General features: G+C 63.0%; 13 protein-coding genes and 1 tRNA gene. 12 read left to right on the forward strand and 2 right to left on the reverse strand.

Features of this window, described 5'->3' with window-relative positions; genetic code table 11:
* Positions 1–25 precede the first annotated feature (25 nt).
* From ACAX43_RS21670 to ACAX43_RS21710, 9 genes are all read left to right on the forward strand, one after another.
* On the forward strand, positions 26–1,057 hold the full coding sequence (locus tag ACAX43_RS21670; RefSeq protein WP_370710467.1) for an ABC transporter substrate-binding protein: 1,032 nt from the start codon (positions 26–28) through the stop codon (positions 1,055–1,057).
* A gap of 3 nt (positions 1,058–1,060) precedes the next feature.
* A complete protein-coding gene (locus ACAX43_RS21675; protein WP_370710468.1) occupies positions 1,061–1,894 on the forward strand; it encodes an ABC transporter ATP-binding protein in 834 nt (277 codons plus the stop codon).
* Entirely contained in the window at positions 1,894–2,733 is an 840-nt protein-coding gene (locus ACAX43_RS21680; RefSeq protein WP_370710469.1) for an ABC transporter permease, read from the forward strand. The genes ACAX43_RS21675 and ACAX43_RS21680 overlap by 1 nt, the downstream gene beginning before the upstream one ends.
* A 37-nt stretch (positions 2,734–2,770) precedes the next feature.
* On the forward strand, positions 2,771–4,156 hold the full coding sequence (locus tag ACAX43_RS21685) for an FAD-dependent oxidoreductase (RefSeq protein WP_370710470.1): 1,386 nt from the start codon (positions 2,771–2,773) through the stop codon (positions 4,154–4,156).
* Positions 4,153–5,334 carry a CaiB/BaiF CoA transferase family protein gene (locus ACAX43_RS21690; protein WP_370710471.1) on the forward strand — a complete coding sequence of 394 codons (1,182 nt, stop codon included), beginning with the start codon at positions 4,153–4,155 and terminating at the stop codon, positions 5,332–5,334. The genes ACAX43_RS21685 and ACAX43_RS21690 overlap by 4 nt, the downstream gene beginning before the upstream one ends.
* On the forward strand, positions 5,331–6,104 hold the full coding sequence (locus ACAX43_RS21695) for an enoyl-CoA hydratase-related protein (protein ID WP_370710472.1): 774 nt from the start codon (positions 5,331–5,333) through the stop codon (positions 6,102–6,104). Before ACAX43_RS21690 ends, ACAX43_RS21695 begins: the two co-directional genes overlap by 4 nt.
* Complete coding sequence (fdxA, locus tag ACAX43_RS21700) at positions 6,104–6,439, forward strand: ferredoxin (RefSeq protein WP_370710473.1); 336 nt, start codon at positions 6,104–6,106, stop codon at positions 6,437–6,439. Before ACAX43_RS21695 ends, fdxA begins: the two co-directional genes overlap by 1 nt.
* 9 nt (positions 6,440–6,448) lie before the next feature.
* Positions 6,449–7,363 carry a LysR family transcriptional regulator gene (locus tag ACAX43_RS21705; protein WP_370710474.1) on the forward strand — a complete coding sequence of 305 codons (915 nt, stop codon included), beginning with the start codon at positions 6,449–6,451 and terminating at the stop codon, positions 7,361–7,363.
* A 189-nt stretch (positions 7,364–7,552) separates the two neighbouring features.
* On the forward strand, positions 7,553–8,998 hold the full coding sequence (locus ACAX43_RS21710; protein WP_370710475.1) for an NAD-dependent succinate-semialdehyde dehydrogenase: 1,446 nt from the start codon (positions 7,553–7,555) through the stop codon (positions 8,996–8,998).
* Between the two features lie 178 nt (positions 8,999–9,176).
* On the opposite strand, the gene ACAX43_RS21715 is transcribed toward ACAX43_RS21710, so the two are convergent.
* Positions 9,177–9,251: transfer RNA gene (locus ACAX43_RS21715), tRNA-Arg, on the reverse strand.
* 230 nt (positions 9,252–9,481) lie between these two features.
* A complete protein-coding gene (locus tag ACAX43_RS21720) occupies positions 9,482–9,673 on the reverse strand; it encodes a rubredoxin (protein WP_370710476.1) in 192 nt (63 codons plus the stop codon).
* 326 nt (positions 9,674–9,999) lie between these two features.
* Between ACAX43_RS21720 and ACAX43_RS21725 the strand changes: the two genes are divergently transcribed.
* From ACAX43_RS21725 to ACAX43_RS21735, 3 genes are all read left to right on the forward strand, one after another.
* Complete coding sequence (locus tag ACAX43_RS21725) at positions 10,000–10,401, forward strand: DUF4399 domain-containing protein (protein WP_370710477.1); 402 nt, start codon at positions 10,000–10,002, stop codon at positions 10,399–10,401.
* A 173-nt stretch (positions 10,402–10,574) separates the two neighbouring features.
* Positions 10,575–12,497 (forward strand): ATP-binding cassette domain-containing protein, encoded by a 1,923-nt coding sequence (locus ACAX43_RS21730; RefSeq protein WP_370710478.1) that lies wholly within the window; start codon positions 10,575–10,577, stop codon positions 12,495–12,497.
* Positions 12,498–12,917: 420 nt separating this feature from the next.
* Positions 12,918–14,903, forward strand: a complete 1,986-nt coding sequence (locus tag ACAX43_RS21735) for a DNA topoisomerase IV subunit B (RefSeq protein ID WP_370710479.1) — start codon at positions 12,918–12,920, stop codon at positions 14,901–14,903.
* The last annotated feature ends 59 nt before the right edge of the window (positions 14,904–14,962 follow it).

The raw sequence follows: 14,962 nt of genomic DNA on the forward strand, positions 1-14,962 counted from the left end.
CCAGGAAGGACCAAAGGAGGAGATGATGTCAGTAATCGAAAATGCCGGACGTCGGCGTTTGCTGCGGATGACACTCGCGGCGGGCGGCATGGCTGCTACGGGCGCGCTGCTGTCGGTGCGCGCCTTTGCTGGCGACAGGGCAACCGTCAACATGCAACTGGGCTGGATCCCGGGCGGCAACCAGGTCGGTGAGGTGACGGCGAAGCGGCTCGGGTATTACGAGCAGGAAGGAATCGATTTCCACATCCAGCCGGGCGGCCCGAACATTGATGGCGTAGCGATTGTCGCTTCGGGGCGATTCGAGGTCGGTGAGATTTCGTCGAGTCCGTCGATCATGCTTGCAGTCTCGGAAGGCTTGCCCATCAAGTGCATCGCCGTCGGATTGCAGCAGCATCCCTACAGTTTCTTTTCACTTAAGAAGAAACCCATACGCTCGGCACACGACATGATCGGCAAGCGTATCGGTATTCAGTCGACGGGCATGGTGTTGCTCAAGGCATTGCTCGCGAAGAACAAAATTTCGGAAAGCCAGGTCGACATCGTGCCGATCGGCGCCGACATGATGCCGCTTCTGAGTGGGCAGGTCGATGCGGTGACCGGCTGGGAAACCAACACCACGGCACTCAAACCGCTCGGGGCGGATCGCGTCGATCTGCGTCTGTGGGACACGGGCGTGCGCCTCTACGCGCTGCCGTACTACACGACCCCCGAGACCCTCAAGGACCACAACGACACGGTTGTGCGTTTCCTGCGCGCTACCGCGCGTGGCTGGGTTTATGCGAACGCGCATCGCGACCAGGCCGTCGATCTGCTCATCAAGGAATATCCCAACCTGAACCGCGCCGATGAGCGCGTCGCGATCGACTCGCTGATGGGCTACGCGTTCGATCAGACAACGCAGACGCAGGGCTGGGGAACGATGGATGCGAAAGTCTGGGAAGAGCAGATTGCGATGTATGCAAATCTGGGTCAGTTCGTTGGGAAGCCGCCAAAAGTCGATGACGTGATGACGTTGGACATTCTCAACGCTACCCGATCTTCTCGCCTCAAGGTGTAATTCATGCATGCTGCCACTGTCAATCCGCCGCGCGCGGACGGGGCCGGCTCATCCGTTGCCGCGCTTGAGGACTCCAATCTGTCTATCAGCTGCCGCAATATCAATGTGCGCTTCTTCACCGATCGGCGCAGCATCACCGCGCTTGAGGGTTTGAGCCTTGACGTCGCGGCCGGTGAATTCCTCACGCTCCTCGGTCCGTCGGGCTGCGGGAAGTCGACGTTCCTGCGAGTCGTCGCAGACCTCATCCAGCCGAGCCTCGGCGAGATCAGCGTGCTCGGCGCGGCGCCCCGTGTCGCGCGCGAGCATCGGGACATCGGCTTCGTGTTCCAGGACGCGGCGTTGCTGCCGTGGCGTACGGCGATCCAGAACGTGCAGTTGCCGCTTGAAGTCGGGGGCGGCAACGCCCGCGCGGGCCGGGCAACGCCGCGCGAGCTGCTCGAGCTTGTCGGCCTCAAGGGCCGCGAGGACGCTTACCCACACGAGATGTCGGGCGGGATGCGCCAGCGTGTCGCGATTGCGCGCGCGCTCGTCAGCGACCCAAAAGTCCTGCTGATGGACGAGCCGTTCGGCGCACTCGATGAAATCACGCGTGACCGTCTGAACGAAGAATTGCGCCGCGTCTGGAAAGAGATGGGTCTCACGACGCTCTTCGTGACCCACAGCATCTATGAAGCGGCGTTTCTCGGTCAGCGGGTGCTGATGCTGGCCGCCAACCCCGGACGTGTGAAAGAGATCGTCCCGGTCGGGTTGCCGGAAGATCGAACGCTCGACATCCGCGAAACCCGCGAATTCGTCGAGCTCGCTGCCTATCTGCGACGCGTACTGGAGACCTGCTGATGACCACGTCCGAAATGCAATTGAGTCTGTCGTCTCAAGCGGCGGATCCTGAAGCGCAGGCATGGCTTGCGCGTCGCCGTCAGCGCCTGTGGCGCGCCCGGCTCCTGCCGGTGCTTGGCGTCGCGGGCTTGCTGTTCGCGTGGTGGGCGGTCGTGGCGGGCTTTCATGTGAAGCCGTTTATCGCGCCGTCGCCGTTCATGGTGCTGCAGACGCTTTTCAGCAAGAGCGATGTGCTGCTGCAGAACATGGTGCCGACTGCGATCGAGGCATGCGGAGGTTTTCTGCTCGGCAACCTGGCGGCGATCCTGCTCGCCACCGTCTTCGTGCACAACAAGACGCTGCAGGACATTTTCTATCCGGTCGCCGTGATGATCAACTCGATTCCGGTGGTCGCGAAGGCGCCGATCCTCGTCCTCATCATGGGTAACGGTCTTGAGCCGAAGATCACGATCGCGGCGATTGTCTGCTTCTTCCCGACGCTCGTGAACATGGTCCGCGGACTGCAGGCGGTGAACCCGCAAGCCATGGAACTGATGCAGATCCTCTCGGCAAGCAAGCGCGAAATCTTCTTCAAGCTGCGCCTCTACGCTTCGCTGCCCTATCTCTTCTCCGCCTTGCGCATTGCCGCGTCGATGTCGGTGATCGGCGCGGTGGTCGGTGAATGGATCGGTGCCACGCAAGGTATCGGCGCCATGATCATTCAGGCGACCTACAGCTTCGATTCGGCCTTGCTGTATACGGCGATCATCATGAGCGCCGTGCTGTCCGGCCTGTTTTTCCTGGTGATCGCGATCATCGAGCGCCTGGTGGTCAGATGGCAGCCCGAAAGCACGCATTGAATCGCACACGAAACACCCGAATTTTCAGAGGAAACAAATGAACATGATCAGCGACTGGATTCAGGAAAGCGCAAGCGATGTGCGCGTCGCGGCCAAAACGAACGTCGTGGTGGTCGGCGGCGGTCCCGCAGGCCTGTCGGCCGCGATTGGGGCGGCGCGCAACGGCGCCGAGGTGATTCTGCTGGAGCGTTACAACCACCTGGGCGGCCTCGCATCCGGCGGCATGGTGCTGGTGCTCGACGACATGTGGGACAACCACCTGCAGGAAATTTCGGTGCGCGGCGTCTGCATGACTTTCATCGAACGGATGGCGGCGCGCAAGCTGGCGATGTTCCCGCGCTCGGACGAATGGGGCGAGGATCCCGCGGCGTATCGCAAGTGGGGACGCTGGGGCGCCTTCGACTTTCACAGCCAGAAGACGCCTCATCCGGTGTGTTTCGCCGCGGCGTTCGATCCGGATGCGATGAAGCGCGTCGCGCTGGAGATGGTGGAATCGCTCGGCATCAAGTTGCGTCTGCATTCATGGTTCTCGCGCACGCTGGTCGAAGACGGTCAGGTGAAGGGCGTGATCTGCGAGACGAAGAGCGGCCGTGAAGCGATCCTCGCCGACGTGGTGATCGACGCGACGGGAGACCTGGATGTCGCGGCGTCGGCGGGTGTGCCGCATGTCGGCGGCACCTACATCACGACGACGGTATTTCGACTCGGCGGCGTCGATACGGAGGCGGCCGAGCGCTTCGAAGCCGAAGAGCCCGAGGCGTTTGCGGCACTGGATCGTCAGATCAAGCGTATTCTCGGCGGCTCGTGGGGCTACTGGTGGCTGAAGACACCGTTGCCCGGCGTGGTGTGGTGCAACTGCCCGCACATGGCCGGTCTCGACGGCCTCAAGCCCGAGGACCTGACCCGTGCGGAAGTGCAGGGCCGGCAGCACATTCACGCGGTGGTCGATTTCGTGCGCGACAAGCTGCCGGGCTTCCAGCAGTGTTACGTGATCGATGTCGCGCCGCAAACCGGCGTGCGCCAGACGCGCCTGCTCGAAGGTGAGTACGTGATGACGAAGGATGACCTCGCGCAGCGTACCCGTTTCGACGACAGCATCGCGCGTGGCCGTGACTACTACATGCCGTACCGCGTGTTGCTGCCGAAGCAGATCGACAACCTGCTGGTCGCCGGCCGCCACTATTCGGCGACCTCGCAGGCGCAGAAGATGTCGCGTGAAATCCCGCCTTGCATGGCGATGGGCGAAGCCGCCGGGGTGGCTGCCGCGCTCGCGCTCGGTGCGGGCGTGCGGGTGCGCGACGTCGACGTGCAGGCGCTGCAGAAGACCTTGCGGGTGCAAGGCGCCGATCCGGGCGACCAGACAGGCCGCAACGCCGACGTCCCGCCGCTTGCCGTGCACATCAATAAGCGGGAGGCCGCATGAGCGCCGCAGACAACATGGCAAAGACGCCGGATCTGCCGCTTGCCGGCGTGCGTGTCGTCGATCTCACGCAGGTCATGATGGGCCCGGTCTGCACGCAGATGCTCGCCGATTACGGCGCCGACGTGATCAAGGTCGAGAGAAAGGGCGCGGGCGACTTGAGCCGCTCGACGTTCGAGCCGGTGGCCGGCGCGGACAATCCGATCTTCTGCAGCTTGAACCGCAACAAGCGCAGCGTGGCACTCGACTTGCGCGACGCGCAGCAGTTGGCCGATTTGAAGGCCCTGATCGTGGACGCGGATGTGGTCGTCAGCAATTTCCGCGCGGGCGTGATGGACCGCATGGGTGTCGGCTATGAAGACTGCCGTCGATTAAATCCGCGGGTCATCTTCGCGGTGGGCACGGGCTTCGGCGAAACCGGACCCTACGCGCACAAAGGGGGGCAGGACGTGCTTGCCCAGGCGATGAGCGGTGCGATGGCGCGCCGCGCGGATGAGTCGCTGCCGATTTCCGTGTACCCAACCGCCCTTGCCGACTATTCGGCGGGCATGCACATGGTGCAGGGCATCCTGCTCGCGCTCCTGCATCGGGAGCGCACGGGCGAGGGGCAGAAGGTCAACGTGTCGCTCTACAACTCGATGCTCGCGATGCAGATGCAGGAAGCCGCCATGATCATGATGGCCGACTCGGAAGTGAACTGGGCGGCGATGCCGCTCTCGGGTGTCTTCGATACCCAGGACGGTGCGCTGGTACTCGTGGGCGCGTTCAAGGCGAATCCGCTGCGCGACATCTGTGCCGCACTGGACATTGAAGATCTGTCGCTGGACGCGCGTTTTTGCGATCTCACCCAGCAGTTCGCTCACAAGACCGAATTGCAGCGCATTTTCCGGGAGCGCTTTGCGAGCAACACGCGCGACTTCTGGCTCGCCCGGCTCGAAGAGCAGGACCTGCTGTGTGCACCGGTGCGTGATCTGCGTGAAGCGCTGGTCGATCCTCAGACCCTGCATAACCGGCTGATTCTGGAAGGCGAGGGCGAGGGTCAGCCGGTGCGCTTCATCGGCAGCCCGATCGAGCTTTCGCTTGCGCCTGTGGGCTTGCGGCGTGGGCCGCCGCGCCTCGGCCAGCATACCGAAGAGGTCCTGCAACAATTGCGCGGCAAGGTCGCCACGGAGGCTGTATGAGCGTACGTCTTGCCATCAATCAGCACGTTGCCACGGTGACGCTGGCGCGGCCGGAAGCGCTCAACGCCGTGGACCTGGCCACCGAAGCCGAACTGCAACGCGTGTGGACCGAACTCGAGCATAACCGCGACGTGCGCGTCGTCGTCCTGACCGGCGAGGGCGAGCGCGCGTTCTGCGTCGGCGCTGACCTGAAGAATCCCTCAGTGAGCGGCCTCGAATACTGGGCGGCGCCGCGCCCGGGCGGCTTCGGCGGCATCGCGCTTCGCGAGACGCTGAACGTGCCGGTGATCGCGCGGGTCAACGGTTATGCGCTGGGTGGCGGCTTCGAAATGGTGCTCGGGTGCGATCTGGTGGTCGCCTGCGACGAGGCGAGCTTCGGGCTGCCCGAGGCGCTCGTCGGGCGCATGCCGCTCGACGGCGGCATGACGCTGCTACAACGCCAGATTCCCTATCGCCAGGCGATGGCGATGCTGATGACGGGCCGTCGAATTTCGGCACGCGAGGGACTCGACATGGGCCTCGTCAACGAAGTCGTGCCGCGTGCCGAACTGGATAACGCCGTCGAGCGCTGGGTGCAGGCACTGCTCGCGTGCGCTCCGCTGTCGCTGCAGGCGATCAAGCAGGTGGTGAGGCGCACGTCCACACTCTCGCCGGCGGACGCCCAGGCGTTGCGGCTGCCCGCTGTGGTTGCCGCGCTGCAATCCGAGGACGCGCATGAAGGCGTGCGCGCCTTCCAGGAAAAGCGCAAACCGGCCTGGAGCGGACGCTGATGGCCTACGTCATCACTTCGCCGTGCATCGACGTCAAAGACGGTGCGTGCGTGCAATGCTGTCCGGTTGACTGTATTTACGAGGGTGGCCGCACGCTGTACATCCACCCCGAGGAATGCATCAACTGCGGGGTGTGTGTCTCAGTGTGCCCGACCGAGGCGATCTTTCACGATGAAGAACTGCCGCAATCGGAGGCGATGTTCGCCGCCGTGAACCGGGATTTCTTCGGGCCGGACGTCAGTGCGCTCGGTTCCCCGGGTGGCGCATGCGACGTGGGTAAGATAGCCTGCGATCATCCCGTGGTCGCGACCTGGACGGTGCGGCCGATGAACTGAGGCAAGACGATGCACGCGAATGTCCTGAAATATTTTGTCGAAGTCGCTCGATGCAGTTCGATCCGCAAGGGCGCGCAGAATCTTTATGTCGCGTCGAGCGCGGTCAACCGGCAAATCCTCAAGCTCGAAGCGGAGATGGGGACAGAGTTGTTCGACCGGCTGCCGAACGGCATCCGGCTGAACGCGGCTGGCGAGCGCATGCTGCAGCACATTCGCGCGACGCTGAACGACTTCCACTTGATGCGCAGCGAACTGGATGACCTGAAGGGGGAGCGCAAGGGGCATGTGACGGTGACGGCAATGGATTCGCTTTTCGTCGATTTTCTGCCGTCGACCGTCGAGGAATTTTCAGACGCCTATCCGGCTGTCACCTATTCGATCGCAGCGGTGCCCCCGCACGAAGTACCCATGCGGCTTGTCAGTGGTGAGTACGACGTCGGTATCTCGTACATCACGAAGCTGCCAGCCGGTCTCGATGTCGTGACCGAGGTCGCGCTGCCGCCGGGCGTCATCATGGCATCGTCGCATCCATTGGCGAAGATGGACCGCATCAGCTTCGACGAATGCCGCAATCACGCGTTTCTGCGGCTGGAGGGACGATCGCCGATCCAGGGCGTCGTCACGGCCGACTTTCCCGAGTACTGCGAGTCGTTGCGGCCGAGCGTCACCTGCAACTCGACAACGCTGCTCAAGCGGCTGATTGCGTCTGGCCGGGGCATTTCCTTTTTCTCCAAATTGGCTTTCCTTGACGAATTGGCGCGTGGCGAAGTGGTGTGGAGACCGCTCGACGACGTGAACGTGAATGCGCTCACCGTCGGTGTCATCGCACCTAATCAGCGCGTGCTGCCCCATGTTACGGTGGAGTTCATCGAACGTATTGTGCGACGCCTGAAGCATGTCGAACTGGCGCTTCGCGACGCCTGATTTCCTTGATGCCGCCGATCGCACTTTGACGTGGGCACGGTGAGGTCGCATTCGGTAGCGTCTGCACGACTTCGCCGCGGACACATTCTAGTAATCCTAAATGATCGACCGCATTGCGGCAGCCCGCTATTGGCCGCCTGTCCGTATCCGCATCGCGGTTGATCGTCCTCTAACTATCCGGAACACAACATGGTCACATCAGGCTATACCGATACCCGACTTCTGATTAACGGCGAGTGGTGCGACGCCGCCGGCGGCAAAACCCTCGACGTCATCAATCCGGCCACCGGCCGGGCCATCGGCAAGGTGGCCCATGCCGGCATTGCCGACCTGGACCGGGCGCTGGCCGCCGCGCAAAGCGGCTTCGAAGCCTGGCGCAAGATCCCGGCCAACGAACGCGCGAGCACCATGCGCAAAGCCGCCGCACTGGTACGCGAGCGCGCCTCCGACATCGGCCGCCTGATGACCCAGGAACAGGGCAAGCCGTTCGCCGAAGCACGGGGCGAAGTGCTGGCCGCGGCCGACATCATCGAATGGTTTGCCGATGAAGGCCGCCGCGTCTATGGCCGCATCGTGCCGTCGCGCAACCTGGCGGCGCAGCAACTGGTTCTGAAGGAGCCGATCGGCCCGGTGGCGGCATTCACGCCGTGGAATTTCCCGGTCAACCAGGTCGTGCGCAAGCTGAGCGCGGCGCTCGCGAGCGGCTGCTCGTTCCTCGTCAAGGCGCCGGAGGAAACCCCGGCGTCGCCGGCCGCGCTGCTGCAGGCGTTCGTGGAAGCCGGCGTGCCGGCGGGCACGGTCGGCCTCGTGTTCGGCGATCCGGCGGAGATTTCCAGCTACCTGATTCCGCATCCGGTGATCCGCAAGGTCACGTTCACCGGCTCGACGCCGGTCGGCAAGCAGCTGGCGGCACTCGCCGGCGCGCACATGAAGCGCGCGACGATGGAATTGGGCGGTCATGCGCCGGTCATCGTGGCCGAGGATGCCGACGTGGCGCTGGCGGTTAAAGCGGCCGGTGGCGCGAAGTTCCGCAATGCCGGCCAGGTCTGCATTTCGCCGACGCGCTTTCTGGTGCACAACAGCATTCGCGAGGAATTCGCTGCCGCGCTGGTCAAGCACGCCGAGAGCCTGAAGCTTGGCGATGGTCTCGCGGAAGGCACCACCCTGGGGCCGCTCGCCAACGCGCGCCGTCTCACCGCGATGAGCAAAGTGCTCGACGACGCGCGCAAGACCGGCGCCAAGGTCGAGACGGGCGGCGAACGCGTGGGCTCGGAAGGCAACTTCTTCGCGCCCACCGTGCTGACCAACGTGTCGCTCGAATCAGACGTGTTCAACAACGAGCCGTTCGGCCCGATCGCGGCGATCCGCGGTTTCGACAAGCTCGAAGAAGCGATCGCTGAAGCGAATCGCCTGCCGTATGGTCTCGCGGGTTATGCGTTCACGAAGTCGTTCCGCAACGTGCATCTGCTGTCGCAACAGATGGAAGTCGGCATGCTGTGGATCAACCAGCCTGCCACGCCTTCGCCGGAAATGCCGTTTGGCGGCGTGAAGGATTCGGGCTACGGTTCGGAAGGGGGGCCGGAAGCGATGGATGGCTATCTGGTCACGAAGGCGGTTTCGGTGATGGCGGTGTAGCCGCGCAGCCAGCCGGCATCGCGACGGCCGAAGAGGGTGCATTCGAGGTGACTCCCTCGCCGCCTTTTCGGTCAGTTCAGGCCAGTTGGAGGGATGGGCTGACTATATTGCACAAAGCCCCGCTGCGTAAGGCTAGTGGGGCCTTGTGAGATGTTGTGACGTGGTACGAGACTGATATTGGTCCCCCCGACAGGAATCGAACCTGTATCTAGCGCTTAGGAGGCACTTGTTCTATCCATTGAACTACGGGGAGAGGACCGAACCAAAATGATCGCTGCATTCCTGCCGACGAACAACCCCAGGCAGAATCGGGCGAGTCCAAATTCGCCGGCGAGCGCAGAGTATATCAAACCCGCCCAGCCGCGAGGAGGGCTGCGAAGCCCGTCCCACAAAGCAAACGGCCCAGCGGATATTACCCGCTGGGCCGCGCGAACCACCCGGTGCGCTACCTGAAGCGGCGCACCCCGGCTCAATCGAGCTGACTCAGAATTCCACCACCGCAAACTCCGCTTTGCCGACATCGCACAGCGGGCAGCGCCAGTCGTCCGGAATCGCGGCGAAGCGCGTGCCCGGGGCGATACCGTCTTCGGGAAGGCCTTCTTCTTCGTTGTAGATCCAGCCGCAAATCAGGCAGACCCAGCTCTTATATTCAATCACTTCAATGACTTCGCTCACGACGTACTCTTCTTTGGTTCAATGCATTGATCCGCCAAGTCTGCCCCTTTTTTGGGCACGGCGGCGACCCGCAATATTACCGGAATTTGTCAAATGGACCGCTAATTACCCATGCGGCGTCGCACGTAAAGTGCCTGAGACGTGTCCGGACCCGCGTGACGGTCCCAGCCATACACACCGTGTATGCTCTGATCCGCAGCTCATCTTTGGACTGGTGCGCCGGGCGCCTGGCATGGGTTGCGACGATCCGCCTCATGAGACTGGGGCCGCGATCGCCGCTTGCATCGCCCGCGCATGACTCTCGTTTCCTAACAAGGAGAAAAACGATGTTTAAAAACAAATGGTTGGCCGGTACGGTCCTGGCCGGGTTGGTTGCCGTATCGGGCGCGGCGCAGGCCGCCAGCGTGTCGTTCGTGCAACCGGCGGACGGCGCAACCGTCAGCGATCCCGTGCACGTGGTGTTCGGCGTCGACGGGATGAAGATCGCGCCGGCGGGCACGATGACAGAAGGCACAGGCCATCATCATCTGCTGATCGACGGCAAGCCGCTTGCGAAGGGCGAAGTCATTCCCGCCAGCGACAAATCGCTCCACTTCGGCAAGGGACAGACCGAAACCGATCTGACGCTGCCGCCGGGCGACCATACGCTGACACTGCAATTCGGCGACGGCGCGCATCGTTCGTATGGTCCGGAGATGAGCAAGACCATCACGGTGCATGTGAAGTAACCTGCACACCCACGAGGGCCGGGCCTGTGCAAGCACCGCCCGGCCGCGTTTTCCCGCTCGGAATCCGTTTTGCAAGCCGGCCATTCGGCCTATCTCTTCCGGCATACAGGCACCCGCCCGCGCGCCCGGTACAATGAGCAGTTCCGACTCATCGCTGTCTTCTCCAATTCTCCATGTCGCTTTACACCATTACCGGGGCCCAACTGGCGTTCGGTCACGTCGCGTTGCTCGATCACGCGGATTTCTCTCTCGAAGCGGGCGAGCGCGTTGGGCTGATCGGCCGCAACGGCGCGGGCAAGTCGTCGCTGCTGAAGATCGTCGCGGATCTGACCAAGCCTGACGACGGTCTCGTCACGCGTCAGCAGGGTCTGACTTCGGTCTACGTGCCGCAGGAGCCGGAGTTCGATACGGACGACACCGTGTTCGATGCGGTCGCCGCCGGCCTGACTCACGCCCGCGCGCTGCTGGACGAATACGACGTGGTCGCCAATCAGCTTGCCGACGAGCCGGAAGGCGCGGAGCACGACGCGCTGATGTCGCGTATGAACACGCTGCAATCGGCGCTCGATCATTCAGACGCCTGGAACTGGAGCACGCGCGTGGCCACCACGCTGCAGCAGATCGGTCTGAATGGCGAGGCGCGGGTGGGTTCGCTGTCCGGCGGCATGCAAAAGCGCGTCGCGCTGGCGCGCGCGCTGGTCGTGCAGCCTGACGTGCTGCTGCTCGACGAACCGACCAACCACCTGGACTTCGACGGCATTCGCTGGCTCGAGGAACTGCTGGTGTCGCTGCGCGCCGGTTTGCTCTTCATCACCCACGACCGCGCGTTTCTCGACCGTGTCGCCACGCGCATCGTCGAACTGGATCGCGGGCGTCTGCTGTCGTATCCGGGCAATTTCAGCGCCTACCAGACCAGAAAGGCGCAGCAGCTTGAAGTCGAGCAAGTGGAAGCGGCCAAGTTCGACAAGCTGCTCGCGCAGGAAGAAGTGTGGATTCGCAAGGGCGTGGAAGCGCGCCGTACGCGTAGCGTCGGCCGGATCGCGCGGCTCGTGCAGATGCGCAATGAGCGCGCCGAGCGCCGCAATGTGCTGGGCAACGTGAAGCTCGACGTGGGCCAAGGTGAAAAGTCCGGCAAGATCGTTGCCGAACTGACCGACGTCACCAAGCGCTACGGTTCGCGTACGGTGGTCGACAACTTCACGGCCACGGTAATGCGCGGCGACAAGATCGGCTTCGTCGGTCCGAACGGTGCGGGCAAGACCACGCTGCTAAAGATGATCCTCGGCGAATTGCCGCCGGACGAAGGCACAGTGCGTGTCGGCACCAATCCGCAGGTCGCGTACTTCGACCAGATGCGCGCGCAATTGGACCTGGACAAGAGCCTTGCCGACACGATCAGCCCAGGCAGCGAGTGGGTCGAAGTCAATGGCCAGAAAAAGCACGTGATGAGCTATCTCGGCGACTTCCTGTTCGCGCCGGAGCGCGCGCGTTCGCCGGTCAAGTCGCTGTCGGGCGGCGAGCGGAATCGCCTCTTGCTGGCGCGTCTGTTCGCGCGGCCTGCCAACGTGCTGGTGCTCGACGAGCCGACCAACGACCTCGACATCCCAACGCTCGAACTGCTCGAGGAACTGCTCACCGAATACGACGGCACCGTGCTGCTGGTCAGCCACGATCGCGCGTTTCTGGACAACGTCGCGACCTCGGTGATCGCATCGGAAGGCGCGGGCAAGTGGCGCGAGTATGTCGGCGGCTTTACCGACTGGCAGATCCAACGCGACCGCTCGCAGCAGATGGCGCAGGATGTGCAGAAAGAAGCGGCCAAAGAAACGGCGTCGAAGGACAGCGGCGCAGGCCGCAACACGCAGCGCGCCGCCAAACTGTCGTTCAAGGATCAACGCGAGCTCGAGGCTTTGCCGGCGAAGATTGCCGCGCTCGAAACCGAGCAGAAAACCATCGGTGCTCAACTCGAAGACGGCTCGGTCTTCGCGAAAGACCCGCAGGAAGGCACGCGTCTGACCGCGCGTTACGCTGCGATCGACGAGGAACTGCTGATCGCGCTGGAACGTTGGGACGAACTGGAAAACAAGCGCAAGTGACATGCGGGGGCGGCGCGATCCGAAGTTGCGCCGATGTCACGTCGAGGTCGGAGGCCGGGGCTGCACCGCGGTCTCATCCCGGTCTCATATCAGGCCGCATCCGAGCACTGCCCCTTATCCAAACGGCCAATCCCGCACGCCGTGAATTGCCGCCTGTATCGAAATCAGTAAAATACCCCGCGAACAGGCTTCCCTTGGCGTTCGCACCGGCGTTGTCGTTACACCGGTCTGTAGAACCGGCAACGATCCGCCGTCGAGCGCGCCAACGGGAAGCCAGGCGGCAAAACAGCTTGCCCGCATCGCGGGCACTCCACCTAACCCCGTTGTTTCGTTTCGCTTTTTTTGAAAACTCAACGCATTGTCCACGGACCTGTCCACAGGACCTGTGGACAACGATGAACCGACGCACCCGAGTCAACCATGTCTACGAAAAAGCCAAACGCCGCGTATAGCGAAGCGTCGATCAAGGTGTTGAAGGGCCTGGAGCCGGTCAAGCAACGGCCCGGGATGTACACCCGCACCGAAAATCCGCTGCACATCATTCAGGAAGTTATCGACAACGCGTCGGACGAGGCCCTCGGTGGCCACGGCCGGCAAATCACGGTCACGCTGCACGCGGACCATTCGGTCTCGGTCGAAGACGACGGCCGCGGCATTCCATTTGGCCTGCATCCGGAAGAGGGCGTGCCGGTCGTCGAGATCGTCTTCACGCGCCTGCATGCGGGCGGCAAGTTCGATAAAGCCGCCGGCGGTGCGTACACGTTCTCGGGCGGCTTGCACGGCGTCGGCGTGTCAGTCACCAACGCGCTGTCCACGCGCCTCGACGTCACGGTGTGGCGCGAGGGCAAAATCGCCGAACTGAGTTTCGCCAACGGCGACGTTGCCAAGGAACTCGAAGTGCGGCCCGCCGCGCGCGGCGACAAGAAGTCCGGTACGCGCGTCACCGCGTGGGCCAATCCGAAATACTTCGATTCGCCGAACTTGCCGCTCGGCGAATTGCAGCGTCTGCTGCGCTCGAAAGCGGTGCTGCTGCCGGGCGTCGAAGTCACGCTGATCAACGAGAAAACCGGCGAAACGCAAACCTGGAAATACGAAGACGGTTTGCGCGGCTATTTGCTCGAAGGCATGAACGGCAGCGATCTGCTGATCCCGTTATTCGAAGGCGAGCGCTATGTCGAAAACTCGCGCGCCAGCGAGGAAACGTTCGCGGAAGGCGAGGGCGCCGCGTGGGTCGTCGCATGGAGCGAAGAAGGTACGCTCATGCGTGAGTCGTACGTCAATCTGATCCCGACGCCTGCCGGCGGTACGCACGAGTCCGGTTTGCGTGACGGGCTGTTCCAGGCGGTAAAGAGCTTCGTCGAGTTGCATAACCTGCAGCCGAAGGGCGTGAAGCTCCTTGCTGAGGATGTGTTCGCGCGCGTGTCGTTCGTGCTGTCGGCGAAGGTGCTCGATCCGCAATTCCAAGGGCAGATCAAGGAGCGCCTGAATAGCCGCGATGCAGTGAAGCTGGTGTCGTCGTTCTCGCGGCCGGCTTTGGAGCTGTGGCTGAATCAGCACGTCGAGCACGGCAAGAAGCTCGCCGACCTCGTCATCAAGCAGGCGCAAGCACGTACGCGTGCCGGACAAAAAGTCGAGAAGCGCAAGAGTTCCGGTGTCGCCGTGCTGCCGGGTAAGTTGACCGATTGCGAATCGACGGAAATCGGCCGTAATGAGTTGTTCCTGGTCGAGGGCGACTCGGCGGGCGGCTCGGCGAAGATGGGCCGCGACAAGGAATATCAAGCCATTTTGCCGCTGCGCGGCAAGGTGCTGAACACGTGGGAAACCGAACGTGATCGCCTGTTCGCCAACAACGAAGTGCACGACATTTCGGTGGCGATCGGCGTCGATCCGCATAGCCCGGACGACAAGGTCGATCTGTCGAATCTGCGCTACGGCAAGATCTGCATCTTGTCGGACGCTGACGTGGACGGCTCGCACATTCAGGTGTTGCTGCTCACGCTGTTCTTCAAGCACTTCCCGCAGTTGATCGAGCGTGGGCATGTGTGCGTGGCGCGTCCGCCACTGTTCCGGGTCGATGCGCCCGCGCGCGGCAAGAAGCCGGCACAAAAGCTGTATGCGCTCGACGACGGCGAACTCGAAGCGATCATCGACAAGCTGCGCAAGGACGGCGTGCGCGACACGCAATGGTCCATCAGCCGCTTCAAAGGTCTGGGCGAAATGAGCGCGGAGCAGTTGTGGGACACCACGATGAATCCCGACACGCGGCGTCTGACGCCGGTGGCGCTCGGCGAGCTCGACTATGACGCCACGGTGGCGCGCATGACGATGCTGATGGGCAAGGGCGAAGCGGCGTCGCGGCGCAGCTGGCTCGAAGAAAAGGGCAATGACGTGGAAGCGGATATCTGAGCGCGCTTGAGATTGCGCGCCTCCTTCGCACGAACACTTCACGCCAAACACGGATACGG

Origin of the sequence: Paraburkholderia sp. IW21, assembly GCF_041321145.1 — a bacterium.
Classification (GTDB): Bacteria; Pseudomonadota; Gammaproteobacteria; order Burkholderiales; family Burkholderiaceae; genus Paraburkholderia.

Excerpts from the sequence above, each read along its gene's own strand:
- fdxA (WP_370710473.1), top strand. The coding sequence starts at position 6,104 with ATGGCCTACGTCATCACTTCGCCGTGCATCGACGTCAAAGACGGTGCG.
- ACAX43_RS21725 (WP_370710477.1), top strand. The coding sequence starts at position 10,000 with ATGTTTAAAAACAAATGGTTGGCCGGTACGGTCCTGGCCGGGTTGGTT.
- ACAX43_RS21690 (WP_370710471.1), top strand. The coding sequence starts at position 4,153 with ATGAGCGCCGCAGACAACATGGCAAAGACGCCGGATCTGCCGCTTGCC.
- ACAX43_RS21670 (WP_370710467.1), top strand. The coding sequence starts at position 26 with ATGTCAGTAATCGAAAATGCCGGACGTCGGCGTTTGCTGCGGATGACA.
- ACAX43_RS21685 (WP_370710470.1), top strand. The coding sequence starts at position 2,771 with ATGAACATGATCAGCGACTGGATTCAGGAAAGCGCAAGCGATGTGCGC.
- ACAX43_RS21730 (WP_370710478.1), top strand. The coding sequence starts at position 10,575 with ATGTCGCTTTACACCATTACCGGGGCCCAACTGGCGTTCGGTCACGTC.
- ACAX43_RS21705 (WP_370710474.1), top strand. The coding sequence starts at position 6,449 with ATGCACGCGAATGTCCTGAAATATTTTGTCGAAGTCGCTCGATGCAGT.
- ACAX43_RS21680 (WP_370710469.1), top strand. The coding sequence starts at position 1,894 with ATGACCACGTCCGAAATGCAATTGAGTCTGTCGTCTCAAGCGGCGGAT.
- ACAX43_RS21710 (WP_370710475.1), top strand. The coding sequence starts at position 7,553 with ATGGTCACATCAGGCTATACCGATACCCGACTTCTGATTAACGGCGAG.
- ACAX43_RS21675 (WP_370710468.1), top strand. The coding sequence starts at position 1,061 with ATGCATGCTGCCACTGTCAATCCGCCGCGCGCGGACGGGGCCGGCTCA.
- ACAX43_RS21735 (WP_370710479.1), top strand. The coding sequence starts at position 12,918 with ATGTCTACGAAAAAGCCAAACGCCGCGTATAGCGAAGCGTCGATCAAG.
- ACAX43_RS21695 (WP_370710472.1), top strand. The coding sequence starts at position 5,331 with ATGAGCGTACGTCTTGCCATCAATCAGCACGTTGCCACGGTGACGCTG.